Raw genomic sequence first — 24,349 nt, 5'->3', positions numbered from 1 at the left:
ACCCCGCTTTAGATCACGACGACGCCGACGATGTTCGACGTCGCGGAGGCGTAGACGCTCGTGCCGGGGAAGAAGAGGCGCAGGTCGGCGGACGCGTCGATGCTGAGCTTCGCGGTGAAGGTCGAGTTCGGCTGGCAGCTGCGGGTGTAGATGTTCGTCCACACCGAGGCACTCACCCTGATCTGGGCGAACACGTCCAGGCCCAGCGTGAGCTGACGCTCGCCCTTGGCGCCGAGCTTGCCCTTGATCTGGAGCTGGTCGCCCTTCTTGAGCTTGACCTTGGCGCCACCCGCGTCGAGTTCGAGCGTGGTGGGCTTGGCCTGCACCACCGGCGCGGCGGTCGCGGCGACCGGCGCGAGGAGCAGTCCGAGGGCGGTGAGACCCGCGATGAAAGTCTTGGTGATCATGTGCACCAGCTCAGAGGTTCCGGGCGTCTCGCGCTCGATGAGACGCCCGGAACCGCTGCAACGGGTGAACTAGAAGCCCATGGCCTGCGCGCGGCGCTTTACCTCACGCCCACGGTCTCCGCGCAATGCTTCGATCGGAGTGCCAGGGAGGCTTTCGTCCTCCGTGAAGAGCCAGCGCAGGATCTCGTCCGTGGAGAAGTTCTGGTCGCGCAGCACCGTGATGGTGCCGGGCAGACCCTTCACCACCCCACCGGCAGCGAGGAACGCCTCGGGGACGACGAGAACGCCGGCCCGCCGCTCGGCGAGCAGTTGCCCGTCGCGCAGCATTTGGTGGACCCGGGTGACCGGAAGTCCCATTCGGTCGGCCACCTCGGGGAGAGGAAGAACCTCCAGGTCGGCAGCCAATACATCCGCAGCGGCAGGAATCGCACTCACGGGGGTCACGATGCCATAACCGAACTGGGAACGCCCTTCCGCCAACCGGGTCATCCTGAGCTTTACCATCTCGCACTGTGGAGAGGTCGGTTTCGAACGTGATGGGTGGACTGCTCGAGCAGCGCTACCGGGTGGACTCCGTGCTGGCGCGCGGCGGCATGTCCACCGTCTATCGAGGTCGTGACACCCGCCTCGATCGCGATGTGGCCATCAAGGTGATGGATCCGCACCTGACCGCGGACCCCGCGTTCGTGGCGCGCTTCGAACGTGAGGCGCGTGCGGCGGCCCAGTTGCACCACCCGGCAGTGGTGTCCGTGCACGACCAGGGCGTCGACGGTGACCAGGTGTACCTGGTGATGGAGCTGATCGACGGCGGCAACCTCCGTGACCTGCTCAACCAGCGCGGCAAGCTCGTTCCCGCCGTGGCGTTGAGCATCCTCGGGCCGGTGCTGTCGGCGTTGGGCGCCGCTCACCGCGCGGGGCTCGTGCACCGGGACGTGAAACCGGAGAACGTGCTGATCGGGCCTGGTGGCCAGGTGAAGGTGGCGGACTTCGGGCTGGCCCGTGCGATCGCCGAGAACGGCGTCACGAGCGACAGTGAGATCCTGGGCACCGTCGCCTATCTTTCACCTGAACAGGTGGAATCGGGCGCCGCGAACGCGCGCAGTGACGTCTACTCGGCCGGGATCGTGCTCTACGAGATGCTGGCGGGCCAGGCGCCCTATCGCGGCGAGACGGCCATCTCGGTGGCCTACCAGCACGTGAACTCGGACGTCCCGTCGGTTCCGGAGATCCCGCTGGCGCTCGACACGCTGGTGCGCAAGGCGACGCGGCGCGACCCGGTGCTGCGGCCCGCGAACGCCGACGCGTTCCTGGCCGAGCTGGAGCGCGTGGGCTCGGAGCTGGGCCTCACGCCGCAGCCGGTGCCCGTGCCCGGTTCGGCGCCCGAGAACGACAGGACGGTCGTCATGCGGCCGGTCCCCGTCGCGGTCGGCGCCACTCCTCCCTCGGCGGCCGAGCTGACCAGGCCGGTGGTGCCGAAGCCGCCGCTGAACTCGGCGGCGATGACGACGGTCAGCACCGGGCCTCCGCTGACGCCGCCTCCCGGCATCCCCGTCGGCAACTCGGCGACGCGCACGATGCAGCGGCCGGAGCCGCCGCGCCGCCGTCCCCCGCAGAAGCGCAAGCCGAAGGTCGACCCGGTCGAGGCGGAGCGCAAGCGGCGCAAGAAGCTCTTCACGATCTGGGGTTCCGTGGCCGCCGTCGTGGTGGTCCTCGTCGGGCTGTTCACCTGGTACGTCGGCGCGAACCGGTACACGGAGATGCCGTCGGTGGCCGGGCAGTCCGAGCAGAACGCGATGCTGCTGCTCTCGAAGGCCGACCTGACCGGGCTGGTCGAGAAGGTGCCGTCCAACGACGTCCCCAACGGCACGGTCATCAGCTCCGACCCCGGACCTGGTGCCGAGCTGCGCAAGAACGAGCAGGTGAAGCTCGTCGTGTCGCGCGGCAGGCCCGTGGTGCCGTTCGTCACCGCCGGGGCCGAGCAGGACGCCGTGACCAAGGAGATCCAGGCCGCGGGCCTCAAGGCGGTCAAGGACCCCGCGAAGGACGCGTTCCACGACACCGTGCCGATCGGCAAGGTCGTCGGCGTCGATCCGCGTCCTGGCACGGCGCTCGACCTCAACGCCCCGGTGACCCTCATCCTGAGCAAGGGCCCGCCTCCGCGTCTGCCCGTGCCGAACGTGACGGGCAAGACGAAGGAGGAGGCGACCGCTGAGCTGCAGCGCGCCGGTCTGGAGGCGGTCGACGCGGGTGGCGAGGACGCGCCGGAGAACAACGGGTCACGCGTGGTGCGGACGGACCCGCCCGCGGGCACGGTGCTGGACCCGACGCAGAACAAGCGCGTCACGCTCTTCTACCAGAACAACCAGGAGGTCGAGGTTCCCGACGTCACCCGGCAGAAGGTGCGGGAGGCCAAGGAGGAGCTCGAACGGGCCGGCCTGAAGGTGAAGGTCGAGTTCAACAAGAGCAACAACGCGACCGTGGTGAACCAGTCGATCCCGCCGCGCACGCGGGTGAAGCGAGGAACCGAGATCACGATCGTCGGCCTCTGACAAGGGCAAAGCGAAGGGCCCCGCGTTCTCGACGCGGGGCCCTTCGTTCTTCAGCTCGTCTTCAGGAAACTCTTCAGGACCGCAGCATCTCGGCGACGAGGAACGCGAGCTCGAGCGACTGCTGCGTGTTCAGGCGCGGGTCGCACGCCGTCTCGTAGCGGCCGGCGAGGTCGTCGTCGGAGATCTCCTGGGCGCCGCCGAGGCACTCGGTGACGTCCTCACCCGTGAGCTCGATGTGGATGCCGCCGGGGTGCGTGTTGAGACGGCGGTGCACCTCGAAGAAGCCCTGGACCTCGTCGACGATGCGGTCGAAGTGCCGGGTCTTGTAGCCGGTCGACGACTCGTGCGTGTTGCCGTGCATCGGGTCGCACTGCCAGATGACCTTGTGGCCGCTGGCCTCGACCTTCTCGACGATGGCGGGCAGCACGTCGCGCACCTTCTGGTTGCCCATGCGCGAGATGAGCGTCAGGCGGCCCGGCTTGTTGTACGGGTCGAGGCGCTCGACGTACTCGACGGCCATCTCCGGCGTCGTCGTCGGGCCGATCTTGAGACCGATCGGGTTCGCCAGCATCTCGGCGAACGCGATGTGCGCACCGTCGAGCTGACGGGTGCGCTCACCGATCCACACGAAGTGCGACGACAGATCGTACAGCTTCGGCTCGTCGCCCGTCGTGTCGAGGCGGAGCAGCGCGCGCTCGTAGTCGAGGAGCAGCGCCTCGTGCGAGGCGAAGATCTCCGTGCCGTGCAGCGACTGGTCGTTCACGCCGCAGGCCGACATGAACTTCAGGCCGCGGTCGATCTCGCCGGCCAGGGCCTCGTAGCGCTCGCCCGCGGGCGAGGTGCGCACGAAGTCGCGGTTCCAGTCGTGCACGCGGTGCAGGTCGGCGAGACCCGCGCCGGTGAGCGCCCGCAGCAGGTTCATGGCCGCACCGGCGTTCGCGTACGCGCGGATCATGCGACCGGGGTCGGCGACACGCGCTTCGGGCGTCGGGACCAGGGAGTTGATGATGTCGCCGCGGTAGGACGGCAGGCCGAGCGCGTCGATGCCCGACGAACGCGGCTTGGCGTACTGGCCGGCGATGCGGCCGACCTTCACCACCGGAAGGCTCGCGCCGTAGGTCAGCACGACAGCCATCTGCAGCAGGGTCCGGATGTTCGCGCGGATGTGCGGCTCGGTGTTGTCAGCGAACGTCTCCGCGCAGTCACCGCCCTGCAGGAGAAATGCCTCACCGTTCGCGACCTGCGCCAGTTGCGTGTGCAGCCGGTCGATCTCGGCGGGCACGGTGATCGGCGGCACGCTCTCGAGCACGGTCCGCACGCGACGCACCTGTTCGGCGTCGGGCCATTCGGGCTGCTGGGCGGCCGGGCGCGACAGTGCGTCGTCCAGGCGCTTGCGCATCTCGGGAGGCAGCGGCGGAAGCTCGGGAAGCGTGTCGATGGGCACGTCCACGGTCCAGTTCACGCTGCTCATCCTAGTTGTCCCACACTGAGAGACCGGGCCGGGCCTGTCAGCACCCGGAGGGGTCTTGGCCTGGGCATCATCCGGGGTAGCGGGTGTTACCTCCGGCGGAGTGAAGTCTGTTACTTGTCAACTATCGGGCTCTGCCCAGTTGAGACATCGCATTGCATGATGTGGGCCATGAACGCCACCCGTTTGGATGACAGCACCGCGACCCGGCTGCTGGGCATCGCGGTCAACAACATCCAGCGCGACCACCCGGTGCACTGGACGCACGTCATCGACGGTGACGACCGGCTCGTGCCGCAGCGGGTGCTGCATCCCGTGTTCGCCGGGTCGTTCGACTGGCACTCGTGCGTGCACCAGACGTGGCTCGCCGTGCGTCTGCTGCGGCTGCGTCCCTCTCTCTCGGGAGCGGACACGGCCCGCAACGCCCTCGACAAGCTGATCACGCCCGACAACTGCGCCACCGAGGCCGCGTTCTTCGCCTCCCCGGCCGGACGGCACTGGGAGCGGCCGTACGGCTGGGCGTGGCTGCTGCTGCTCGACGCCGAACTGCGCACCTCCGATCTGCCGTGGTCGGTGGCGCCGATCGCGGAGGTGCTGCGCGACCGGTGGCTGGAGTGGATCTCGGCGGCGCGCCTGCCGATCCGCACCGGCACCCACAGCAACACCGCGTTCGCGACCGGCCTCGTGTTCGACGCCGCCCAGGCGACCGGTGACGCCGAACTGGCCTCCGCGTGCGCCGCCGCGGCGCTGCGGTGGCACCGGGACGAGGCCGGGTACGGCGGTTTCGAACCGGACGCCGCCGACTTCCTGTCCCCCGCGCTCACGACGGCCGACCTCATGCGGCGGGCCCTGGACACCGCGGAGTTCTCCGACTGGCTCGACGCGTACCTGCCGGACCTCGAGTCGGAACGGTGGCGCGTGCTGCGCGAGCCCTTCCCGGTCGACGACCCCAGCGACCCCTACGGCTCGCACCTCGCCGGGCTCGCGTTGTCGCGCGCCTGGAACTGGGAGGCGATCGCGGAGGCGCTGCCGACCGGGCACCGGTACGCGTCGCTGGCTCGCACGGCCTCGTCGGCGCATCGCGAGGCCGGGTGGACGTACGTGTTCGGCGGGCACGGCTACATGGCCGACCACTGGCTCGGCACGTTCGGCGCCTACCTCGACGTCAAAGTCTTCTGACCTGCACTTATCAACCTTATGCAAAGAACGTTTGCGGACGTCCGCAAACGTTCTTTGCAGTGACCGTCCGGGCGGATCACGTACAGGGCCTGGGAATCCGGTTCGGTGAGGCCGTAGTGCTCGAACACCTGCGCCGAGTCGGCCCGGTGCACGCGGTCGTCTCTTCTCGCTTCGACGCGCGCGACGAGGTGGCTCGCGGCATCGAGTTCGGCGAGCGCCGCCGTGTGCGAGGCGATCTCGTCGCCGGTGAGGTGCTTGCGGGACAACGCGAGGACGTGCAGCCGGTAGTCCTGCAGCAGGTCGAACACCTGCTCGCGGTCGTTGATCCTGGCGTCCGGGACGCGCTGGCCCGCCAGCGGCCCTCGGAGCGAGTAGAGCAGCTCGTTGACGTTGATGTCGCTGGGACGGTAGCCGAGGCTGATCTGAGAGAGGCGCTGGAACGACCTGCGGTGCGGGATCGGGGCCGCCGACATCCGTCCGACGAGGAACGGCCCCGCGGTGTCGCGCAGCCACGCCTGCCAGCCGCGCAGGGCCGCCGCGACCCGGTAGAGGCGGTCGGTGAACTTCAGCAGCCTGACGCCCGCCGGATGCCGTTCGGCGGAGTAGGTGTCGAGCAGGTCCACGTCGTCGTTGATCGCCGCCGCGAGCTTCCACGCGAGGTTGGCGGCGTCGTGCAGGCCGGTGTTCATGCCCTGGCCGCCCGCCGGGGAGTGGATGTGGGCGGCGTCGCCGACGAGGAAAGCCCTGCCAAGCCGGTAGTCGTCGACGCCGCGCAGGTGGACCTGGTAGCGGCTGGTCCAGATCGGGGCGCTGAGGGTGACGGGCAGGTTCATCGCCTTGCGCAGCTCTGCCTGGAGGTTCTCCAGGTCGAAGTCCGCTGCCGGATCACCGAAGTCGGTGACCATCACGCGTGAGGTCTCGGCGCCTTGGAGAGGCAGGAACAGGCCGATGCGGTCGCGGTTCATGAAGACCCGGAAGTGCGCGTGGTCGAGCGGCCACTCGACCTTGCAGTCGGCCAGGAGGTAGCGCTGACCGTACTTGTCGCCGTCGAAGCCGATCCCGAGCTGCTGCCGGACGGTGCTGTGCGCCCCGTCCGCTCCCACGACGTACTGGGCGGTGACCGTGCACTCTCCGACCAACGCGGTGACGGCGTCCTCGGTCTGGTGGAGCTGGGTGAGCCTCGTGCCGCGGCGCACCGTGACGCCGTGCCGCGCGAGGTCTCTGAGCAGCACCTCCTCCACTTCGGACTGCGGTGCCATCAGGATGAACTGGTACGGCGTGGTCGCCGCCTTCGCACGGTCGAAGTCGAGGCCACCGACGTGCTTGCCCCTGATGTGGAACCGGATCCGGTGGTGACGACACCGCGTTCCAGCAGTTCGTCCGCGAGCCCGATGCTCCGAAACAGTTCGATGGTGCGGGCCTGGACGGCGAACGCCTCGATTCCGTGGCGGGGCCGGTGTTGGCATCGACCACGCACACCTTCACGCCCTGGCGGACCAGCAGCGCCGCCGTCATCAGGCCACTCGGGCCGGCGCCGACGACGAGCACGTCGCAGTCGTAGCGGGCCAGCCGCGGCCCGGCGTTCTTCGGTGGGGCGACCGTCGGTTCCGGCCGGGTCCTCGACTTGCCCAGACCGGCCAGGAGACCGCTGCCGGGACGAGCGGTGACCTGAGGCAACAGGGTGCCGGTGAGCCTGCCTCACGTCCTGCGGGTGAGCAGGAACAGCAGTGCGACGACGGCGAAGATCAGCAGGCCCACGGTTCACCTCACCGCCGGCAGGTCGCTGGACATGCGCAGGAACTGCTGGACCAGCGGGCCCTGCACGACCGGCCCGATCGCGCGGACGAACTCCTGCACGTACGGCTCGGCGAGGTGCTTCTCCAGGTCCTGCTTCGACCGGAACATCTCGTAGATCACGAACTGCGACCGGTCCGCGCGGTCGCGGTGGACGTGGAACTCGATCGAGCCCTCTTCGGCGCGCAACGGCTCCACGAGGCCGAGGAGCAGCGCCTCGACCTGGTCCTCACAACCGGCTTTGGCGGTCGCGAACCCGAGGTGTGTGTAAGGCCCGGTCTCGTCCGCGTCCGGCTCTGGCAGGACGACTCGCGCGTCGCTCATCAGGTCTCCCTCAACTGCTCAACGGATGGTGAATTCACCATCGCAGCCAGCGAGGGCCGGGTCACAGCGCGAGTCCCAGCGAGCGGGACCGGCACCCTTATGCAAAAGACGTTTGCGGTCGTCCGCAAACGTCTTTTGCATAAGCGATATATCGGATATTGGATATTGCCGGATCAGGCCAGGTCAGGCCCGGAATCAGGCGCCGAAGAAGACCTCGGCCTCTTCGTAACGCTCGGTCGGAACCGTCTTGAGCTCGGCCGTCGCCTCCGACAGCTTCACGCGGACGATGTCCGTGCCGCGCAGCGCGACCATGGTGCCGAAGTCACCGGCGGCGACGGCGTCGACGGCGTGCAGGCCGAAGCGGGTCGCGAGGACGCGGTCGTAGGCGGTCGGCGTGCCACCGCGCTGGATGTGGCCGAGGACGGCCGCGCGGGACTCCTTGCCGGTGCGGTCCGCGATCTCCTCCGCGAGCCACTGGCCGACGCCACCGAGGCGGACGTGACCGAAGGCGTCGCGCTCACCGGAGTGCAGCACCTCGGCGCCACCCTCGGGGATCGCGCCCTCGGCGACGACGATGATCGGGGCGAACTCGCTCTCGAAGCGGCGCTCGACGTGCTCGACGACCTTGTCGACGCTGAACGGGCGCTCCGGGACGAGGATGACGTTCGCGCCACCGGCGAGACCGGAGTGCAGCGCGATCCAGCCGGCGTGACGGCCCATGACCTCGACGACGAGCGCACGGTGGTGCGACTCGGCCGTGGTGCGCAGGCGGTCGATGGCCTCGGTCGCGATGTGGACGGCCGTGTCGAAGCCGAACGTGTAGTCCGTGGCGCCGAGGTCGTTGTCGATCGTCTTCGGCACACCGACGACGCCGATGCCGTCGTCCGTGAGGCGCTTGGCGACACCGAGGGTGTCCTCGCCGCCGATCGCGATGATGGCGTCGATCTGGTTCTCCGCGATGGTCTCGCGGATGCGGTCGACACCGCCCTCGACCTTGTAGGGGTTCGTGCGCGACGAGCCCAGGATCGTGCCACCGCGGGTGAGGATCTCCTCGACGTCCGCGAGGTCGATCGACTTGGTGAGGTTCTCGATCGGGCCCTGCCACCCGTTGCGGAACCCGACGATCTCCCAGCCGTGTGCCTTGATGCCCTTGCGGACCACGGCCCGGATCACGGCGTTCAGACCGGGGCAGTCACCACCGCCAGTGAGCACACCGATGCGCATCTGCTTCCCCATCTCTCGTGTTCTGTGTCACGCAGACTGTCACGAGCTGTATCGGTGCAGCAACGCGGGTCTCACTTACCGGACGGGAAAACCGATTTTCCGGCGCTGCTCCTCGATCACCTTCCACCGCGCGAGGTTGTGCCGCGCGTCGGCGAGGGCGTCGTGCGCGTCCGCCGGAGGAGCCGGCAGCCTGGGGCGGCCGACGTCGTCCCAGCGTTGCCGCAGGTCACGGGTGAACCGGGGCAGCGAGCGCGGCAACGCCGGCATCGCACCCCACAGCTGCGCGAGCGCCACGTGGTCGTAGGCGGCGAACCAGGCCCACAGCTCGATCTCGTCGCGCGCGGCGTTGCGGGCGTCGAGGAAGTCGAGCAGGTCCTCGCGGATGCGCTCGCGGCTGCGCCACGCCTTGTCCGCGGGCGAGGGCAGCTGGTTGAGGACGTTCTGCCGCACCCACGGTCCCGCGCGATCGGGGTCGAACTCGGTGGACACGGCGTAGAACTCGCGGCCTTCCTCGTCGACCACACCGATCGACACGAGGTCGATCGTCAGCCCGTCCTCGATGAACTCACAGTCGTAGAAAAACCGCACCGCGACACCCTAGGGGTGCGGTCAGCTCGCCTTCTTCTCGGGCACCCGGTCGCCCTTCTTGCCCTGTTCCGGCGCGCCGGCGGGCTGTTCCTTGGCCTTCGCCGCGTAGACGTCGACGTACTCCTGGCCGGAGAGCTCCATCAGCGCGTACATGATCTCGTCGGTGATCGAGCGCAGCACGAACCTGTCGCCGGACAGGCCCTCGTAGCGGGAGAAGTCGAGCGGCTTCCCGATCTTGATGCGGATCGGGTACGGCTTCCACATCTTGGAGCCGATGGGGTTCGCCTTGTCCGTGCCGAACATCGCCACGGGGATGACCGGCGCACCGGACTCCAGCGCGATCCACGCGACGCCGACCTTGCCCTTGTAGAGACGGGCGTCGGGCGAACGCGTGCCCTCGGGGTAGATGCCGAGGAGCTTGCCCTCGCGCACGATCCGCACACCGGTGTCGAGCGCTCCCTGCGCGGCGGACGCGCTGGACCGGTCGATCGGCACCTGGCCGACACCGGAGAAGAACCACTTCTGCAGCCTGCCCTTGATCCCCGTGCCGGTGAAGTACTCGATCTTCGCCGGGAACGTGACGCGCCGCGACAGCATCAGCGGCAGGAAGAACGAGTCGGAGACGGCGAGGTGGTTGCTCGCCAGGATGGCTCCGCCCTCCTTCGGGATGTTCTCGGCGCCCTCGATGATCTTCGGCTGGAAGAACAGCCGCAGAATCGGTCCCAGGAGGACGTGCTTCATCAACCAGTACAGCACCTTGGGAAGCGCCTCCCTTAAGACCCCGAACCTTGATCCCGACAATCAGCCTACGGAGCCGACCGCACCTCACACAACGAGTCCCGAGTTAGTGCGTCACGGCCCGTGCCGGATACGCGGGACCGGGAACGTGACTGGGCCGACTGCCGTAACCCGCAACACATCCCGACCGTGCAACGATGAGGGGTCAGAGGGTTGCGGCTTTGTGGAGAGGCTCTGGATGAACGCCCGGCGCGACTCGACCGACGGACCGGAGAACGTCGACGAGCTCTTTGCCGAGATCGTCGCGGGTCTCGAACGGGACGGGGTCGGCAAGGACTGGCTCGACCTCGACGAGGCGGACCCGGAGACGAACACGGTGACCGGGCACGGCGAGCCCGAGCCACGCACCGTCGTGGCGGAAGATCCCCTGCCGGACCCCGCCGACGAGCCCGAACGCCGGGATCCGGCCGACGAGGACCACTACGTCCCGCCGGAGCCGCCGCCGTTCCCGGTGCTGCGCGCCTCGACTCTCGCGGCACTCGGCCTGTTCGTGCTGGGCATCCTGCTGCTGGTCGCGCCTGGCATCTTCGGCCTGCAGTCGCGGATCGGCACACCGCTGTCGCTGGTGGCGCTCTGCGCGGGCGTCGGCTGGCTGATCCTGCGGATGCGCAACACCCCGCCGCCGGACTCGGGATGGGACGACGGCGCGCAGGTGTGACGGGTCACGGCCTGCCGGGTAACGACGTGATAACGGCCACTCAAACCTTCAGATAACGATTCGGTCGTGCTTACCGTGTCGCACATGGACCAGATGCAGCACCTGATGATGGCCCGTGCCATGGCGACCCTGAGCAAGAAGGACGGGGCCAAGCGCCGCCGCCCGCGCATCCTGCGCCTGCTCGGCCGCTAGCCACCCCGGACCGAGTGTTCGCGGCGAGCGAACAACCCCGACGAGCTCGCCGCGGACGCTCACTTCTTCTTCCTCAGCGCTTCCGGCTTGTGGACCGCGTCCCGGCCGCTCTTCGCGCTCTCCACGCGGTACTGGGGCTCCTCCTTCGAGGCCTTGACCTTGCGGCCCGCCGCCTCCTTCTCCGTGGTGATCTCCTCCTTGACCTCGCCGTGGGTCTTCGAGCCGTGGCTCGACCACTCGACCTCGTCGCCTTGCTTGTAAGGATGCTTCGTCATGCCCGCGGGATACCCCCGACCGGACGAGTCGATCCGTCCAGGAAGAGGACCAGTGAGCGACGACCGGGACCAGATCCGGAAGGACTTCGCCGATGCGGTCAACATGACCGCATCGGAGCTGGAGAAGTGGCTCGGCACCGACGAGTCCGAAGAAGTGGGCGACAAGTCGTCCGGTGAGTCGACCGGGCACGCGTCAGGCCGCCGCATCGTCACGTTGCTGAAGACGAAGCGCGACGACCTGACCGACAGCGACTACCAGCACATGCGCAAGGTCGTCGGCTACGTGCACCGCCACCTCGCCCAGCGGCCCTCCGGGGACGTCGAGGACAGCCGCTGGCGTCACTCGCTGATGAACTGGGGCAACGACCCGCTCAAGAACTAGGCCCTGTCCTGCAGGTCTCGTCCGCGATGGTCGCGGGTCACTCGACCGTGACTCTCATCGAACGGACCTGCAGGACAGGGCCTAAGCCCTGCGCGAGTGGTTCTCGGCCACTCGCGAGGTCATCTGGGTCGCCATCTCGCGGGCCAGGGTCGCCGCGCCCACGATGCCCGCGTCGTCGCCGAGCTGGGCGGTGCGGATCCGGGCCAGCGGCCGGTGGCCCGCTCCCGTCACCACGGCGGAGTAGCGCTCGCGGGCGTCGTCGAGGAACAGCGGTGCCGAGGTCGACACGCCTCCCCCGATGACGATCACCTCGGGGTCGTAGACGTCGGCGACCAGCGCCAGGCCCTCGCCGAGCCAGCGGGCCAGGTCGGCCATCGCGCGCTTGGCCAGCGGGTCGCCGTCGCGGGCCGCTCCGGCCACGCGGCGGCCGGTCACCGCGCGCGAGTCGCCCGCCGCCTCGCGGGCCAGGACGGTCGAGACGCCGGGGTGCTTGGCGAGCAGTTCCACGGCCGTCGCGCTCAGCGCCGTGCCGCTGCAGTAGCGCTCCCAGCAGCCGTTCTTGCCGCACGGGCAGGGGCGGCCGTCCGGAACGACGCGCAGGTGGCCCAGTTCGGGGGCCACGCCGTACGCGCCGCGGAAGACCTCGCCGTCGAGCAGCAGCGCGGCGCCGATGCCCGTGCCGATGGCGACGAGGACGGCGGTCTTGGCGCCCCGGGCCGCGCCGAAGCGGTGTTCGGCCAGGGCGGCGGCGTTCGCGTCGTGTTCCAGGACGACCGGCATGCCCAGGCGGTCGCTCATGCGGTCGGCCACGTCCGCCTGCCGCCACGCCAGGTGGGGCGCGAAACGGACCGTGCGGCGGTCTGAGGCGATGAAGCCCGCCACGGCGAGACCGACGGCGCTCACCGCGTGGCGGGTCGCCACCTCCTCCACGGCGGCGACGATCGCGTCTTCGAGCGCGCGTTCGCCGGCGGGCGTGGGGGCGCGCGAGGTGTCCAGGACCGAGCCGCGCGGGTCCACGACACCGGCGCGCACGCTGGTGCCGCCGATGTCCACTCCGACGGTGAGCACTAGTCGGACTTCCTGACGACCTTGATGTGCTGCACGCGCTGCCCGGCGTCAGGATCCGGTTCGTCGCCGGCAGGCGGTGAGGGCTGCGGGGTGCCGGGCTCGCGCAGGGCCGCCCGCAGCACCGCGACGAGGCCCGCCGCGTGTTCGGCGGCCTTCGCGGCCAGTTCGGAGCGGTCGCCGCGCAGCAACGCCACGCCGTTGCACAACGGGCACCAGCCGCACGTCTCGGGCGTGTGCGAGCCGTCGCCCGCCTCGGAGACGCGCTGCAGCCACGGCTGCATGCGCTCGGCGGCGGTGTCGATGAGCAGCCGCAGCTCCTCGGCGAGCTTGCCGGTGTTGTCCTGGGTCATCTACGAGCTCCTGATCAGCGCCACAGGGACGGGTCCGGCCGGAATCCCACCGTCACGCCGCCCGAGTCCATCTCCGCACCGGTGACGATGCAGCGCCGCAACAACGACGGCAGCGCCACGAGCCGGCGCCGGCCGTCCACGGTCAGCGCCAGGTCGTCGCTCACGCGCGCGAGGTCCAGCTCCGTGTCGTCGGACAGCGGCAACGCGATCCGCAGCGAGTATCGGGCGTCGAGTCCCCGCCCGCTGCCCGACACCTCCAGCAACGACTCCGACACCGCCGCACCCGGCAACGGGTCCGAGTCGCCGTAGAGCTGCTCGGCGACCTCCAGCAACGCCGGCACGCCCACGGGCTCCGACGCGCGGTGGTCGACCGTGCGGATCTCACCGATCCCGGTCAGCTCGGCCAGCACGGCGTCCTGCTCGTGCCGGCGGGTCCGCAGCCAGGAGGCGGCGGCACCGCGTGCGGCACCCGGCGAGGGCACCAGCCGGTTCGCGATCACGCTGTCGACCCGGATTCCCTGCAGCGCCAACGCGGTCAGCGTGCGGCGGGTCTCGGCGGCGACGACGCGTTCGGGCGTCAGCACGAGCCGCACGGAGCACGACGAGGAGTCCGCGAGCATCGAGCGCAACGCGTCCAGCCGTTCGGCGAGCCGGCTCAGCGCGTCGGCCGTCGCGTCCCACTTCTCGACGGTCCCGGTGCCCGCGACGCCCGCGAGGAGCCCGCGCACCACGCGCCGGTGGGTGGGGAAGAGCCGTTCGAGATAGCCGGCGAACGCCTCGGGCAGCGACAGCAGCCGCAACGTCTCCGCGGTCGGCCCGCAGTCGACGACCACGACCTCCCACGGCCCGGACGCCGCGAGCCGCCGCACCTCCGCCAGCGCGAGGAGTTCCTCGACGCCCGGCAGCACGGTCAGCTCCTCGGCGTCGAGCTCGTCGACACCGGCGCCCGCCAGCACGGTCCGCAGGTGCCCGCGCAGCTCGCCCCACGCCTCGTCGACGAGGCCGCGCGGGTCGATCTGGCAGGCGAACAAACCGGCCGAGCCGTCCACTTCGGACGGTTCGGCGCCGAGACGCACGTCGAGCGCGTCGCCCAGCGAGTGCGCGGGATCGGTGGAGACCACGAGCGCCTTGCGGCCGTGCGCGGCCAGTGAGGCCGCGGTCGCCGCCGACAGCGTCGTCTTGCCGACCCCGCCCTTGCCGGTGAAGAGCAGGACCCGGCTCAAGCCGCCTTCTCCGCGCGCTTCTTGAGTTCCTTGAGCGCGGTGTCGAGGATCATCTTCTCGGCCTTGCGGCGGAACAGCCCGATCATCGGGATCACCAGCTGCACCGACAGCGTGTAGGTGACCTTGGTGCCGGTGCCCGACGGCGCGAGCACGTAGCTGCCCTGCTGCGCCTTCTGCATGGTGCCCTTGACGAGCTCCCACTTCACCGACAGACCGTCGGGGGCCCAGTCGTACTTCAGGGTGTACTCGTCCTTCACGGGCCCCTGGTCGATCGCGAACCGCACCTGCTCGGCACGGCCGTCCTCCCGCGCGGCGAGGACCTCGACTTCCTTCATCCCGTTCGCCCAGTCCGGGTACGACGGGAAGTCCGCGATGATCGCCATGATCTTCTCAGGCGGAGCGTCGATGACGATGGACTGAGTGGACTCGTCGGCCATAGACGTGGAGGTTACTCGCGTGGCTACCAATTCAGGACGTGAGGCTTGCCGCTGCGCTGGAAGTGCCCGACGTTGACGCACTCGGTGTAGCCCACGCGGACGCGCCTGGCCAGCGGCTGGTGCACGTGGCCGAACACCGACCAGCGCGGACGTTCGCGCTGGATCTTCTCCAGCGCGGCCCGCGACCCCCACTCGGGACGGCGCGCGACGACGTCGTAGGTCAGGTCCGGGACGAGCGGCGGGATGTGCGTGCACAGCACGTCGACCTGCCCCATCCGGTCCAGCGCCGACGCCATGTCCTCCTCCGTGCGCAGGTACGGGAACCACGGCGCGTTGGGGTTGCGGACCAGTCCGGGCACCATCAGCCCGCCGCCGGCGAAGCCGAACCTCAGCCCGCCGATCTCCGCGGCCTCACCGTCGAGGACGTGCACGCCGGCGCCGGCGAACTGCGGCCACAGGTGCGGACTGTCCACATTGCCCGGTGTCGCGTACGTCGGCGCGGACATGGCGCTGAACAACGCGTGGTACTGCTCCAGCACCGCTTCCTCGACCACGGAACGGGCGTCGGCGAGACCGTCCCACAGCGACCGGATGTAGCTCGCCGTGTCCGCGCGCCTGGTGCCGCGCCTCAGCTCGGCGAAGATCCCGACCTTCTCGGCGCCGAAGACCTGGCCGAGGATTCCCTTGGAGTGGTCGTGGTAGTCGACGAAGTCGATCAGGTCGCCGAGCACGACGAGGGCGTCCGCGCCATCGCCGGCACGCGCCAGCGCCTCCGCGTTGCCGTGCACATCCGAGACCACGTGAACCCGCACGGTTCCAACTTAGTTGACGCGCCGGGGGCTGGTTTGTGAGGCGCACGTCGAGCAAGATCAGCCGTGCGGCGGGCAGCCCGCCGGACGACCGTCCTCCAGAGTCAGCTTGAGCCCCAGCGAGACGGACTTCGCGTCGAGCTGACGCCGTTGCACCTCGCGGCGGGCGTTGCGCGGCGTGAGCGACCCGGAGGGCGAATCAGCACGGAGGAAGTAATGCAGCACGGTGCCGTCGAGCACGGGCTCGAGCCAGACCTCCATCGTGCCGACGAGCGCGCCGCCGACCGTCCAGCGCAGTCCCTCTTCGCCCCTGTCGGCGTAGACGTCCAGCTCCAGATCCGGCCAGAACTCGCGCCACGACGAGGGCGCGGCGAAGGCTGCGGCGACCACGCTGGGTGGTACCGCGAGGAAAGTCTCGTCTACGACGTCCACGCTGGCCATGACGACAAAAGGTAACGGAAGGGCGTACCAGCCTTTGTATCGCCGGAATCACACGCTAGGTTTCCCCACCAGTAACATTTCACCGTACGGAGGTTGACGTGCGCGAGTTCAGCGTCCCCGCCACGGCCGCAGTGGCTCCGGAGGAAAACCTCACCGACATGGTGTGGGCCAACGCGGAGCGCTTCGGCAACGCCGTCAGCTTCCGCAGGCAGATCGACGGCACCTGGGTCGACATCACCGCGCGTGACTTCGCCGCGCAGGTGATGGCTGTCGCAAAAGGCCTGGTAGCAGCCGGTCTGGAGCTGGGCGACCGGGTCGGCCTGGTGTCCAAGACCCGCTACGAGTGGTCGTTGCTCGACTTCGCCATCTGGGCGGCGGGCGGCGTCGTGGTGCCCATCTACGAGACGTCGTCGGCGGACCAGATCGAGTGGATCCTGTCCGACTCGGGCGCGACGGCGGTGTTCGTCGAAGCGTCCTCGCACCGCGCGATGGTCGACGACGTCGTCGGCAAGCTCCCCGAGCTGCGCCACGTGTGGCAGATCGACGGCGCGGCCGCCGCGGTCGACGAGCTGACCGCGCTCGGTGCCGAGATCACCGACGAGCAGGTGCACGAGCGCCGCAAGCAGGTGCAGGCGGAGCACACGGCGACGCTGGTCTACACGTCCGGCACCACCGGCCGCCCCAAGGGCTGCACGCTGACGCACCGCAACCTGCTGTCCGAGGTGCGGTCGGCGCTGTCGCGGTTCCCGGAGATCCTCACGGCCGGCAACTCGCTGCTGCTGTTCCTGCCGCTGGCGCACATCCTGGCGCGTGCCCTGTACCTCGCGTGCGTGTACTCGCGGGCGACGCTGGGCCACACCGCGGACGTGAAGAACCTCGTCGAGGACCTCGGCCAGTTCCGCCCGACGTTCGTCGTCGCGGTGCCGCGGGTGTTCGAGAAGGTCTACAACGGCGCGAAGCAGAAGGCGCACGCCGGCGGCAAGGGCAAGATCTTCGACGCCGCCGAGGCCACGTCGGTCGCGTACAGCACGGCGCTCGACAACGGCGGTCCGGGCCTCGGCCTGCGGATCAAGCACGCGGTGTTCGACAAGCTGGTGTTCACGAAGCTGCGCGCCGCCCTGGGTGGTCGCGCGACCGCGGCGGTCTCCGGTGGCGCGCCGCTGGGCGCCCGGCTGTCGCACTTCTTCCGCGGCGCGGGCATCCCGGTCTACGAGGGCTACGGCCTGACCGAGACGTCGGCGGCGGCGTGCGTGACGTTCCGCGGCCAGGAGAAGGTCGGCACGGTCGGCCTGCCGGTGCCCGGCACGTCGGTGAAGATCGCCGAGGACGGCGAGATCCTCATCAAGGGCGACATCGTGTTCACCGGCTACTGGAACAACGAGGCCGCCACCAAGGAGGCCTTGGAGGACGGCTGGTTCCACACCGGTGACATCGGCGAGCTCGACGGCGACGGGTTCCTGAAGATCACGGGCCGCAAGAAGGAGATCATCGTCACCGCCGGTGGCAAGAACGTCTCCCCCGCGCAGCTCGAGGACCGGATCCGGGCGCACCCGCTGATCTCGCAGTGCATGGTCGTCGGCGACAAGCAGCCGTTCATCGGCGCGCTGATCACCATCGACCCGGAGTTCTTCCCGTCGTGGAAGGAGTCGCACGGCAAGCCGGCGTCGGCCGAGGTCCCCGACCTGATCGAGGACGCGGACCTGCTGGCCGAGATCCAGGCCGTGGTGGACGACGCGAACAAGACGGTGTCCAAGGCCGAGGCGATCCGCAAGTTCCGGGTGCTGCCGGTCGACTTCACCGAGGCGGGCGGCGAGATGACGCCGTCGCTGAAGCTGAAGCGCTCGGTCGTGGCGACGACGTTCGCGTCCGACATCGACGCGATCTACGCCAAGTAACAGCAGGTGGACAGCGCGAAAGGCCCAGGAGCTGAGAGAGAGCTCCTGGGCCTTTCGACCCCCAGCGATCGTGATCCGCGGAGACTTCCGCAGAACCCGAGAAGTGTGTTGCCCCGGCCCCCCGACCGGGACATGAAGAAGATTGCCGTACGGCGCTGACGTATCGCTGACGCGCCGATGTCACCCGGCGACAGTGCGCTAATAGGCTGTGAGGCAGACGGGGAAGATCTGGCTCGCACGAGGGGTTGGCAATGGCTTCGGGTCCGCAGTTCCGGCTGCTCGGCCCGTTGGAAGTACGCCTGGAGGACTCCGCCGTCGTGTTGCGGGCGGGCAAGCACCGGGCGTTGCTGGCGGCGTTGCTGCTGCGGCCGAACCGCGTCGTTCCCGTGACGGAACTCGTCGAGCACGTGTGGGGGGACACACCGCCCGCGCGCACGCGTGGGACGTTGCAGACGTACGTGATGCGGCTGCGGGCGGCTCTGGGTGATCCCTCGCTGATCCAGACGGCTGCGGACGGCTATCGGATGCGGGTGGACCCGCTGGCCGTGGACGCTCACCGGTTCGCTGACGCGGCGGCTCGCGGACGTGCGGCCGCCTCGTCATCCGACCTGGTCACGGCGCGGAAGGCGTTCGGCGAGGCGTTGGAGCTGTGGCGCGGGCCGGTGCTGTCGGACGTGCCTTCGGAGACGTTGTACTCGGAGCACGCGCCGCGGCTGACCGAGTTGCTGATGAGGGTGCACGAGCAGCGGATCGACGTGGAGCTCGCGCTGGGCAACCACGCGGACCTGGTGCCGGAGCTGTTCGCGCTGACGCGGGACCACCCGTTGCGGGAGCGGTTCTGGGCGCAGCTGATGCTCGCGCTGTACCGCAGCAGCAGGCAGGCGGAGGCGCTGGAGGCGTTCCGGCAGCTCGACCGGACGCTGGACGAGCAGCTGGGCATCGACCCGTCGGAGGAGCTGCGGTCGCTGCACCAGGCGATCTTGATGGGGGCACCGGAGCTGGCGGCGCCGGTGGTGGCGCGGGAGCCGGAACGCGCGCCGTCGTCGCCGATGCGGCTGCCGGACGACATCACGGACTTCACCGGGCGGTCCTGGCACGTGGAGCGGGTCTCCGGGCTGATCGCCGGCGGGTCGGTGCCGATCGTGACGCTCGCGGGGCAGCCGGGGGTCGGCAAGACGACGCTCGCGGTGCACGTGGCGCACCTGCTGCGGGACCGGTTCCCGGACGGGCAGCTCTACGTCGACCTGCGCGGCTACGCGCTGGGGGCGCCCGCGGACGGGGTGGACGTGCTGTCGCGGTTCCTGCGTGCGCTGGGCGTGCCGCCGGACGAGATCCCGCCGGACGCGGACGAGCAGAGCACGATGCTGCGGTCGTTGCTGTCGGGGCGGCGGATGCTGCTGGTACTGGACAACGCCTCCGCGCCGGACCAGGTGCGGCCGTTGCTGCCGGGGACGGCGTCGTGCCGGGTGATCGTGACGTCGCGGGACGACCTGCGCGGCCTGATCGCGATGAACGGCGCGCGGACCGTGCCGGTGGACGTGTTCGCGGTGGCGGAGTCGGAGTCGTTGCTGGAGAAGCTGCTCGGGCCGGGTGACCACGCGGAGCTGGCGGCGCGGTGCGGGCACCTGCCGCTGGCGTTGCGGGTGGCGGCGGCGTACCTGGCCGGGCGCGACGGCGTGACGATCTCCGGTTCGCCGATCGAGCTCGCCTATGCCGCGCTGCCTCCCGCGCCGCAGCGGTTGTTCCGGCTGTTGTCGCTGGTGCCGGGGCCGGACTTCACGCCGGAGGCCGCGTCCGCGCTGGCCGACGTGGACGCCGACGGCCTGCTGACGGTGCTGGCGATCGCGCGGCTGGTGGTGTCCCCGGTTCCCGGCCGCTACCGGTTCCACGACGAACTGGTCCGCTACGCCGCCACGTTGCGCGAGGAGGCGGACAGCCCGTCCGAGCAGGAGGCGTCGTGGACGTCGCTGCTCGACCACTACCTGCGCGGTGTCGAGCGCTGCGCCGAGCTGCTCTACCCCGGAATCGTGCGGCTGCCGTCGTCGCCCACGGGCCCGGCACCGCGGATCTCGACGTCGGCCGAGGCCCTCGCCTGGCTCGACGCGGAACGCCCGAACCTGATCGCCGCCATCCGGCACGCGGCCGAGCACGGCCCCGTGGTCATGGCCTGGCAGCTGGCGGACGCGCTGCGCGGCTACCTCTGGATCGGCCAGCACGTCGGTGAATGGCTCGCGACGGCGCAGCACGGCCTGCGGGCCGCCCAGAAGTCCGCGCACCGCCCGGCCGAGGCCGCGATGCACGCGAACCTCGGCACCCTCTACCTGCGGCTGGGCGAGTACGCGCGGGCCGTCGAGCACCACGACCACGCCATCGAGCTGTACCGGGAGCTGGGCGACAAGGACGCCGAGGCGGGCGCGCTGAACAACCTCAGCCTCGTGCACCGCCGCTCGGGGGACCTGGTCGCCGCGAAGGACACCCTGGTCCGCTGCCTGGAGATGCTGCGGTCGGCACCGGCGGACAGCGTCAGCACCGGCCTGTACAACCTCGGCCAGCTCGCCGTGGAACTCGGCGAGATCGACGGCGCGGTCGAGCACTTCTCGCAGGCGCTGACTCTGGCGCCGAACGCCGACAGCCACACCTACCTCGGCATGGCCCTGCGCCTGCAGGGCCGTCTCGACGAGGCCCGCGCCCACCTCGAACGCGCCCTGGAGATCGGCAACGTCCCCGCCGGCGAGTCCGAGACCCTGGAGAACCTCGCCGCCCTGGAACTCGCCTCCGGCAACACCGACGCGGCCCTGTCGCTGGCCTCGCGCGCGCTGTCCCTCGTGGCCGACGGAGGCGACCAGCAGGTGGCGACGTCGGTCCGGATCACGCTCGGCGAGACCCGCCGTGCCCTGTCCGACTTCGACACCGCCGCCGAACTGTTCGAGCAGGCCCTGATGACGGCCCGGCGGATCGGCTTCGCCTCGGGCGAGGTCCGTGCGCTGATCGACCTGGCCGTGGTGCTGCGGGACCTCGACCGTCCCGCCGATTCCCGGTCCGCCGCCGACCAGGCCGCGCGACGCAGTGCCGAACTGGGATTGCGCGTCCTGGAGAACCGGGCCCGCGAACTCGCCTGACCCTCCCGGACATCCGATGAATTGCCCGCGACATGCCACATGTTGCTTGCTGGATGACAACGTTGTCTTCTGCGCGGCAATTCGCGCATACACCTCGTATACGGGCTGTCGACGACCCGCATGACGTGCGTCGACAGCGGCCATGCCGACTGTCCGCAGTCGGCATACCGAACGAACACATCTGATCGCCGGAACCGCGCCCGATACCGGGTATCAGGTCAGCCTCGAACGCAACACGTCGATGCTGAACGTTGGTCAGCCGATGAGGTTCTCGAGGCGGTGTGCGAGCTGGTCCCAGCGCCAGTGGTCGCTGACCCACTCCCGGCCGGCGCCCCCCATCTTGGCCGCCGTCTCGGGGTCGGCGAGCAGCGAGGCGATCCGTGCGGCGACGTTCTCGACGTCGAGCCCGTCGACGACGTTGCCGGTGATGCCGTCCCGGACGGTCTCCGGAGCGCCGCCGGACCGTCCGGCCACGACGGGCAGCCCGGTCGCGGAGGCTTCGAGGTAGACGATGCCGAGCCCTTCGACGTCGAGGCCGCGGCCGCGCGTGCGGCAGGGCATCGCGAAGACGTCGCCGGCGTTGTAGTGCGCGGGCAGTTCCTCCCACGGCACCGAGCCGGTCAGCACGATGTCGCGTGAACCGGCGGCCATCTTCTCGAGCGTCTTCCGGTACGGCCCGCCACCGACGATCAGCAGAGCGGCGTCCGGCACCGAGCGCTGGATGAGCGGCAGCGCGCGGATCAGGACGTCCTGCCCCTTGCGCGGCACCAGTCGCGACACGCACACGATCACCGGCCGGTCGCCCAGCCCGTGCCGGCGGCGGATCTCGGCACGCGCGGCGGGGTCCGGGCGGTACTGCTCGGTGTCCACACCGGACGGAAGGTGCTCCAGCACCGCCATCGGCCCGAACGCGGCCGAGAACCGCGAACGGGTGTAGCGGCTGACGTAGGTCACCACGTCCACTCCGGACCCGATCGCCCGCAACGCCTGCCGCGCCACCGGCAGCATCGACCAGCCGACCTCGTGCCCGTGCGTGCACGCCACCGAGCGGCTCAGACCGAGTGCCGGCGCCAGCAACGCCAGCGGTGCCGCCGCCCCGAACCACGCGGCCTCGCACGACTCGGCACGGGCGATGTCACGCGCGCGGGCGAGGACGTCCGGCGTCGGCAGCATCAGCGACGTGGGGTGCCGCACCACCGGGAACGGCTGCTCGGCGTCGAACTCCTCCGCGCCCTTCCACTTCGGCGCGTAGACGACGAGCGAGTCCGCGGGCAGCCGTGTCGCCAAAGCGTGCAAGTAGGACTGGATGCCACCGGGGCGGGGCGGGAAGTCGTTGGTCACCAGCAAGGTTCGGCGCACGAACTCAACGCTATCCGATGCTCGTTTTCAGGAACTCGCGCCAGCCCGCCACGTCGACGGCACCGGCGTCCACTGCGGACGAGGACGCGTGCCGCAGGAAGAAGTCCACGACGCCCCGCTCCCCCAGCCTGGACTCCAGGTAGACCATGATCGAGTACGCCTGCTGGTACGCGAGATCACGCCCCGAGCCGCCGAAGTCGACCGGCAACGCCGAGACGTCCGGCTTCAGCAGCGGCGCGGCCTGGCGAAGCGGCAACCCCGTGCCGTGGAACGCGACCCAGTCCGCGAAACCCTCCACCAGCCACAGCGGCGCCGAGTCCGATGTCAGGTCACGCGTCGCGACATGGGTGATCTCGTGCCGCAGCAGCACGCCCAGTTCCACGTCCGACAACGCCGCGGCGCGCACCCGGTTGAGGACGACGCGCTGCCCGGAACCGTCCCTGATGGCGACGCCGGCCATGTCCGCGAACGCGGGCCCGACGAGCGACACGAGTTCGCTGTCCGTCGCCGGGACAACAACAGCGACCCGCTGAGGCCAGGTGATATCCAATATATCGGTGACCTCACGCACCGAGGCATCCAACAATCCCAACACCCGCGACGCCAACGCACCATCGCAAGAACTGCTGCTCACAGTGCCTGCGGCAGCCGTCAGCACCGCCTCATTGCAATGGGTTGTTGCGGTCGGCTGCAACTCAACGGGCCGTAGTGCAACGCTGACGCCCAGCAGGAACGTCATGGCGACGGTGACCGCCAGCAACGTCCGGAGGTGCTTCACCGGCGCAACGCTAGCCCTCGATGCGCCGAATCACCGCGATGGGCCCGATGGCGTCGATCGGCGCGATCTTCACCGGCTGGCCCTCGGTGGAGGCGTGCACCGCCCGCGCGTTGTCGACGGCCATGGCCACGTGCGACCGGCTCGAGTAGTAGACGATCAGGTCGCCCGCACGGACCTCACCGCGTGACACGGCACGGCCGACCCCGGCCTGGCCGCCGGACGTGCGCGGAATCGTGACTCCGGCAGCCGCGTACGCCTTCATCGTCAGCCCGGCGCAGTCCCACTGGTCGAAGCCCGTGGCGCCGTACTTGTACTCGTCGCCGCGCTGCGCCAGCGCGAAGTTCAGTGCTGTCCCCGCGGTCCCGGAAGGCACGCTGACCTGCGAGCGGTCGCCGGGGTCGCGCAACTGGTTCACGACAGGGGCGGGCAGCCGCGTCAGCGCCGTCCGCACCTCGGTGATCTGCGCCTGCAACGCCTGGTTGCGCGCGTCCAGGTCGCTCTTCAGCTTCTCGGCCGCCGCAGTGGTCTCCGCGGCACGCGCCCGCGCGCTCTCCGCCACCTGGTGCGCCTGACGGGCCTTCTCCACGGCGGCGGACAGCCGCGCGAGCGACTCCGCCTTGTCGGAGGCCAGCACCCGCATCATCTCGAGGCGGTTCAGGAAGTCCTGCTGCGAGTCCGCGACGAGCAGCGCCGACAGCTGGTTGAACCGCGCCCCCTCGAACGACGCCTGGGCGATGAGGTCGACCTGCCCCTGGTAGTCGTCCTCGTCGCGCTTGGCCTGCCGCTCGATCTGCTGCGCCGCCGCCACTGTCGCGGTCGCGCGGTCGAGTTCGGCCTTGCGCTGGACCAGGTCCTCCTGCGCGCGCAGGACTTCCTCGTTGAGCTTGGTCGCCTGCGCTGTCAGATCCGCGTACGCGCGCGCGGGATCGGCCGGCTGCGCGGCCGAGGACACGGCCGGAGCGACAGGAAGGAGCAGCAGGAGAACAAGGAAACCACGGGTGAAGTTGCGCGACATGAGGTCGCCGATCCCCC

The 24,349-nt window shown here is 70.0% G+C and carries 25 protein-coding genes and 1 pseudogene; 7 read left to right on the top strand and 19 right to left on the bottom strand.

Annotated features, from left to right (window positions below; genetic code table 11):
• Positions 1-8: 8 nt before the first annotated feature.
• Together SK571_RS12905 and SK571_RS12900 are read right to left on the bottom strand one after the other, a co-directional pair.
• Positions 9-407 (bottom strand): hypothetical protein, encoded by a 399-nt coding sequence (locus SK571_RS12905; protein WP_319984272.1) that lies wholly within the window; start codon positions 405-407, stop codon positions 9-11.
• 69 nt (positions 408-476) lie between these two features.
• A complete protein-coding gene (locus SK571_RS12900; RefSeq protein WP_319984469.1) occupies positions 477-842 on the bottom strand; it encodes an Rv2175c family DNA-binding protein in 366 nt (121 codons plus the stop codon).
• 77 nt (positions 843-919) lie between these two features.
• Here SK571_RS12900 and pknB point away from each other — a divergent pair, with 77 nt between their 5' ends.
• Positions 920-2,956: a Stk1 family PASTA domain-containing Ser/Thr kinase gene (gene pknB / locus SK571_RS12895; protein WP_319984271.1), complete on the top strand. Its 2,037-nt coding sequence runs from the start codon at positions 920-922 to the stop codon at positions 2,954-2,956.
• Between the two features lie 73 nt (positions 2,957-3,029).
• On the opposite strand, the gene SK571_RS12890 is transcribed toward pknB, so the two are convergent.
• Complete coding sequence (locus SK571_RS12890; protein WP_319984270.1) at positions 3,030-4,418, bottom strand: class II 3-deoxy-7-phosphoheptulonate synthase; 1,389 nt, start codon at positions 4,416-4,418, stop codon at positions 3,030-3,032.
• Between the two features lie 177 nt (positions 4,419-4,595).
• Here SK571_RS12890 and SK571_RS12885 point away from each other — a divergent pair, with 177 nt between their 5' ends.
• A complete protein-coding gene (locus SK571_RS12885; RefSeq protein ID WP_319984269.1) occupies positions 4,596-5,603 on the top strand; it encodes a DUF2891 domain-containing protein in 1,008 nt (335 codons plus the stop codon).
• Here the strand turns inward: SK571_RS12885 and SK571_RS12880 are convergent.
• The 6 genes and pseudogenes from SK571_RS12880 to SK571_RS12860 form a co-directional block, all read right to left on the bottom strand.
• Positions 5,579-7,069: an FAD-dependent monooxygenase gene (locus SK571_RS12880; protein WP_319984268.1), complete on the bottom strand. Its 1,491-nt coding sequence runs from the start codon at positions 7,067-7,069 to the stop codon at positions 5,579-5,581. The genes SK571_RS12885 and SK571_RS12880 overlap by 25 nt on opposite strands.
• Positions 7,047-7,151: pseudogene (locus SK571_RS46360) on the bottom strand (FAD-dependent monooxygenase); the annotation flags it as partial. The pseudogene SK571_RS46360 and the gene SK571_RS12880, both read right to left, overlap by 23 nt.
• 213 nt (positions 7,152-7,364) lie before the next feature.
• Entirely contained in the window at positions 7,365-7,721 is a 357-nt protein-coding gene (locus tag SK571_RS12875) for a putative quinol monooxygenase (RefSeq protein ID WP_319984267.1), read from the bottom strand.
• 195 nt (positions 7,722-7,916) lie between these two features.
• Entirely contained in the window at positions 7,917-8,945 is a 1,029-nt protein-coding gene (locus SK571_RS12870) for a 6-phosphofructokinase (RefSeq protein WP_319984468.1), read from the bottom strand.
• Between the two features lie 75 nt (positions 8,946-9,020).
• Complete coding sequence (locus tag SK571_RS12865; RefSeq protein ID WP_319984266.1) at positions 9,021-9,533, bottom strand: polyadenylate-specific 3'-exoribonuclease AS; 513 nt, start codon at positions 9,531-9,533, stop codon at positions 9,021-9,023.
• A 21-nt stretch (positions 9,534-9,554) separates the two neighbouring features.
• Entirely contained in the window at positions 9,555-10,289 is a 735-nt protein-coding gene (locus tag SK571_RS12860; RefSeq protein WP_319984265.1) for a lysophospholipid acyltransferase family protein, read from the bottom strand.
• Between the two features lie 205 nt (positions 10,290-10,494).
• Here SK571_RS12860 and SK571_RS12855 point away from each other — a divergent pair, with 205 nt between their 5' ends.
• A complete protein-coding gene (locus tag SK571_RS12855; protein WP_319984264.1) occupies positions 10,495-10,989 on the top strand; it encodes a hypothetical protein in 495 nt (164 codons plus the stop codon).
• A 66-nt stretch (positions 10,990-11,055) separates the two neighbouring features.
• Entirely contained in the window at positions 11,056-11,181 is a 126-nt protein-coding gene (locus SK571_RS12850; RefSeq protein ID WP_319984263.1) for a hypothetical protein, read from the top strand.
• A gap of 59 nt (positions 11,182-11,240) precedes the next feature.
• Here SK571_RS12850 and SK571_RS12845 read toward each other — a convergent pair whose 3' ends face one another.
• On the bottom strand, positions 11,241-11,456 hold the full coding sequence (locus SK571_RS12845) for a hypervirulence associated TUDOR domain-containing protein (RefSeq protein WP_319984262.1): 216 nt from the start codon (positions 11,454-11,456) through the stop codon (positions 11,241-11,243).
• A gap of 52 nt (positions 11,457-11,508) precedes the next feature.
• On the opposite strand from SK571_RS12845, the gene SK571_RS12840 reads away from it, so the two are divergent.
• Entirely contained in the window at positions 11,509-11,838 is a 330-nt protein-coding gene (locus SK571_RS12840; RefSeq protein ID WP_319984261.1) for a DUF3140 domain-containing protein, read from the top strand.
• Between the two features lie 81 nt (positions 11,839-11,919).
• On the opposite strand, the gene SK571_RS12835 is transcribed toward SK571_RS12840, so the two are convergent.
• The 6 genes from SK571_RS12835 to SK571_RS12810 are packed head-to-tail and all read right to left on the bottom strand — an operon-like array spanning position 11,920 to position 16,166.
• Positions 11,920-12,891, bottom strand: a complete 972-nt coding sequence (locus SK571_RS12835; protein ID WP_406601978.1) for an ROK family glucokinase — start codon at positions 12,889-12,891, stop codon at positions 11,920-11,922.
• A gap of 14 nt (positions 12,892-12,905) precedes the next feature.
• Complete coding sequence (locus tag SK571_RS12830; RefSeq protein WP_319984259.1) at positions 12,906-13,256, bottom strand: hypothetical protein; 351 nt, start codon at positions 13,254-13,256, stop codon at positions 12,906-12,908.
• A 14-nt stretch (positions 13,257-13,270) separates the two neighbouring features.
• The gene (locus tag SK571_RS12825; RefSeq protein WP_319984258.1) at positions 13,271-14,479 is read right to left on the bottom strand and encodes an ArsA family ATPase; all 1,209 of its coding nucleotides are present in this window, start codon (positions 14,477-14,479) and stop codon (positions 13,271-13,273) included.
• Positions 14,476-14,916 carry an SRPBCC family protein gene (locus SK571_RS12820; protein WP_319984257.1) on the bottom strand — a complete coding sequence of 147 codons (441 nt, stop codon included), beginning with the start codon at positions 14,914-14,916 and terminating at the stop codon, positions 14,476-14,478. Before SK571_RS12820 ends, SK571_RS12825 begins: the two co-directional genes overlap by 4 nt.
• A 23-nt stretch (positions 14,917-14,939) precedes the next feature.
• Entirely contained in the window at positions 14,940-15,728 is a 789-nt protein-coding gene (locus SK571_RS12815) for a metallophosphoesterase family protein (RefSeq protein WP_319984256.1), read from the bottom strand.
• Positions 15,729-15,785: 57 nt separating this feature from the next.
• The gene (locus SK571_RS12810; protein WP_319984255.1) at positions 15,786-16,166 is read right to left on the bottom strand and encodes a polyketide cyclase / dehydrase and lipid transport; all 381 of its coding nucleotides are present in this window, start codon (positions 16,164-16,166) and stop codon (positions 15,786-15,788) included.
• 98 nt (positions 16,167-16,264) lie between these two features.
• Between SK571_RS12810 and SK571_RS12805 the strand changes: the two genes are divergently transcribed.
• Entirely contained in the window at positions 16,265-18,061 is a 1,797-nt protein-coding gene (locus SK571_RS12805) for an AMP-dependent synthetase/ligase (protein ID WP_319984254.1), read from the top strand.
• 251 nt (positions 18,062-18,312) lie between these two features.
• On the top strand, positions 18,313-21,180 hold the full coding sequence (locus SK571_RS12800; protein ID WP_319984253.1) for an AfsR/SARP family transcriptional regulator: 2,868 nt from the start codon (positions 18,313-18,315) through the stop codon (positions 21,178-21,180).
• Between the two features lie 255 nt (positions 21,181-21,435).
• On the opposite strand, the gene SK571_RS12795 is transcribed toward SK571_RS12800, so the two are convergent.
• The 3 genes from SK571_RS12795 to SK571_RS12785 all read right to left on the bottom strand — a co-directional run bounded on the left by SK571_RS12795 (position 21,436) and on the right by SK571_RS12785 (position 24,332).
• Complete coding sequence (locus tag SK571_RS12795; protein ID WP_319984252.1) at positions 21,436-22,539, bottom strand: glycosyltransferase family 4 protein; 1,104 nt, start codon at positions 22,537-22,539, stop codon at positions 21,436-21,438.
• Positions 22,540-22,549: 10 nt separating this feature from the next.
• Positions 22,550-23,110, bottom strand: coding sequence for a basic secretory protein-like protein (locus tag SK571_RS12790; protein ID WP_319984251.1), 561 nt, complete (start codon positions 23,108-23,110; stop codon positions 22,550-22,552).
• A 217-nt stretch (positions 23,111-23,327) separates the two neighbouring features.
• On the bottom strand, positions 23,328-24,332 hold the full coding sequence (locus SK571_RS12785) for a C40 family peptidase (RefSeq protein WP_319984250.1): 1,005 nt from the start codon (positions 24,330-24,332) through the stop codon (positions 23,328-23,330).
• Positions 24,333-24,349: the final 17 nt, after the last annotated feature.

This window comes from Lentzea kristufekii (assembly GCF_033949925.1).
GTDB lineage: Bacteria > Actinomycetota > Actinomycetes > Mycobacteriales > Pseudonocardiaceae > Lentzea > Lentzea kristufekii.
The sequence above is the reverse complement of the archived record's forward strand: the minus strand, read 5'-3'. Positions and strand labels throughout refer to the sequence as shown.

Bases quoted from the DNA above. Each gene is read 5' to 3' on its own strand.
- SK571_RS12905 (WP_319984272.1), bottom strand. From the start codon at position 407: ATGATCACCAAGACTTTCATCGCGGGTCTCACCGCCCTCGGACTGCTC.
- SK571_RS12885 (WP_319984269.1), top strand. From the start codon at position 4,596: ATGAACGCCACCCGTTTGGATGACAGCACCGCGACCCGGCTGCTGGGC.
- SK571_RS12880 (WP_319984268.1), bottom strand. From the start codon at position 7,069: ATGCCAACACCGGCCCCGCCACGGAATCGAGGCGTTCGCCGTCCAGGC.
- SK571_RS12875 (WP_319984267.1), bottom strand. From the start codon at position 7,721: ATGAGCGACGCGCGAGTCGTCCTGCCAGAGCCGGACGCGGACGAGACC.
- SK571_RS12870 (WP_319984468.1), bottom strand. From the start codon at position 8,945: ATGCGCATCGGTGTGCTCACTGGCGGTGGTGACTGCCCCGGTCTGAAC.
- SK571_RS12845 (WP_319984262.1), bottom strand. From the start codon at position 11,456: ATGACGAAGCATCCTTACAAGCAAGGCGACGAGGTCGAGTGGTCGAGC.
- SK571_RS12830 (WP_319984259.1), bottom strand. From the start codon at position 13,256: ATGACCCAGGACAACACCGGCAAGCTCGCCGAGGAGCTGCGGCTGCTC.
- SK571_RS12820 (WP_319984257.1), bottom strand. From the start codon at position 14,916: ATGGCCGACGAGTCCACTCAGTCCATCGTCATCGACGCTCCGCCTGAG.
- SK571_RS12810 (WP_319984255.1), bottom strand. From the start codon at position 16,166: ATGGCCAGCGTGGACGTCGTAGACGAGACTTTCCTCGCGGTACCACCC.
- SK571_RS12800 (WP_319984253.1), top strand. From the start codon at position 18,313: ATGGCTTCGGGTCCGCAGTTCCGGCTGCTCGGCCCGTTGGAAGTACGC.
- SK571_RS12785 (WP_319984250.1), bottom strand. From the start codon at position 24,332: ATGTCGCGCAACTTCACCCGTGGTTTCCTTGTTCTCCTGCTGCTCCTT.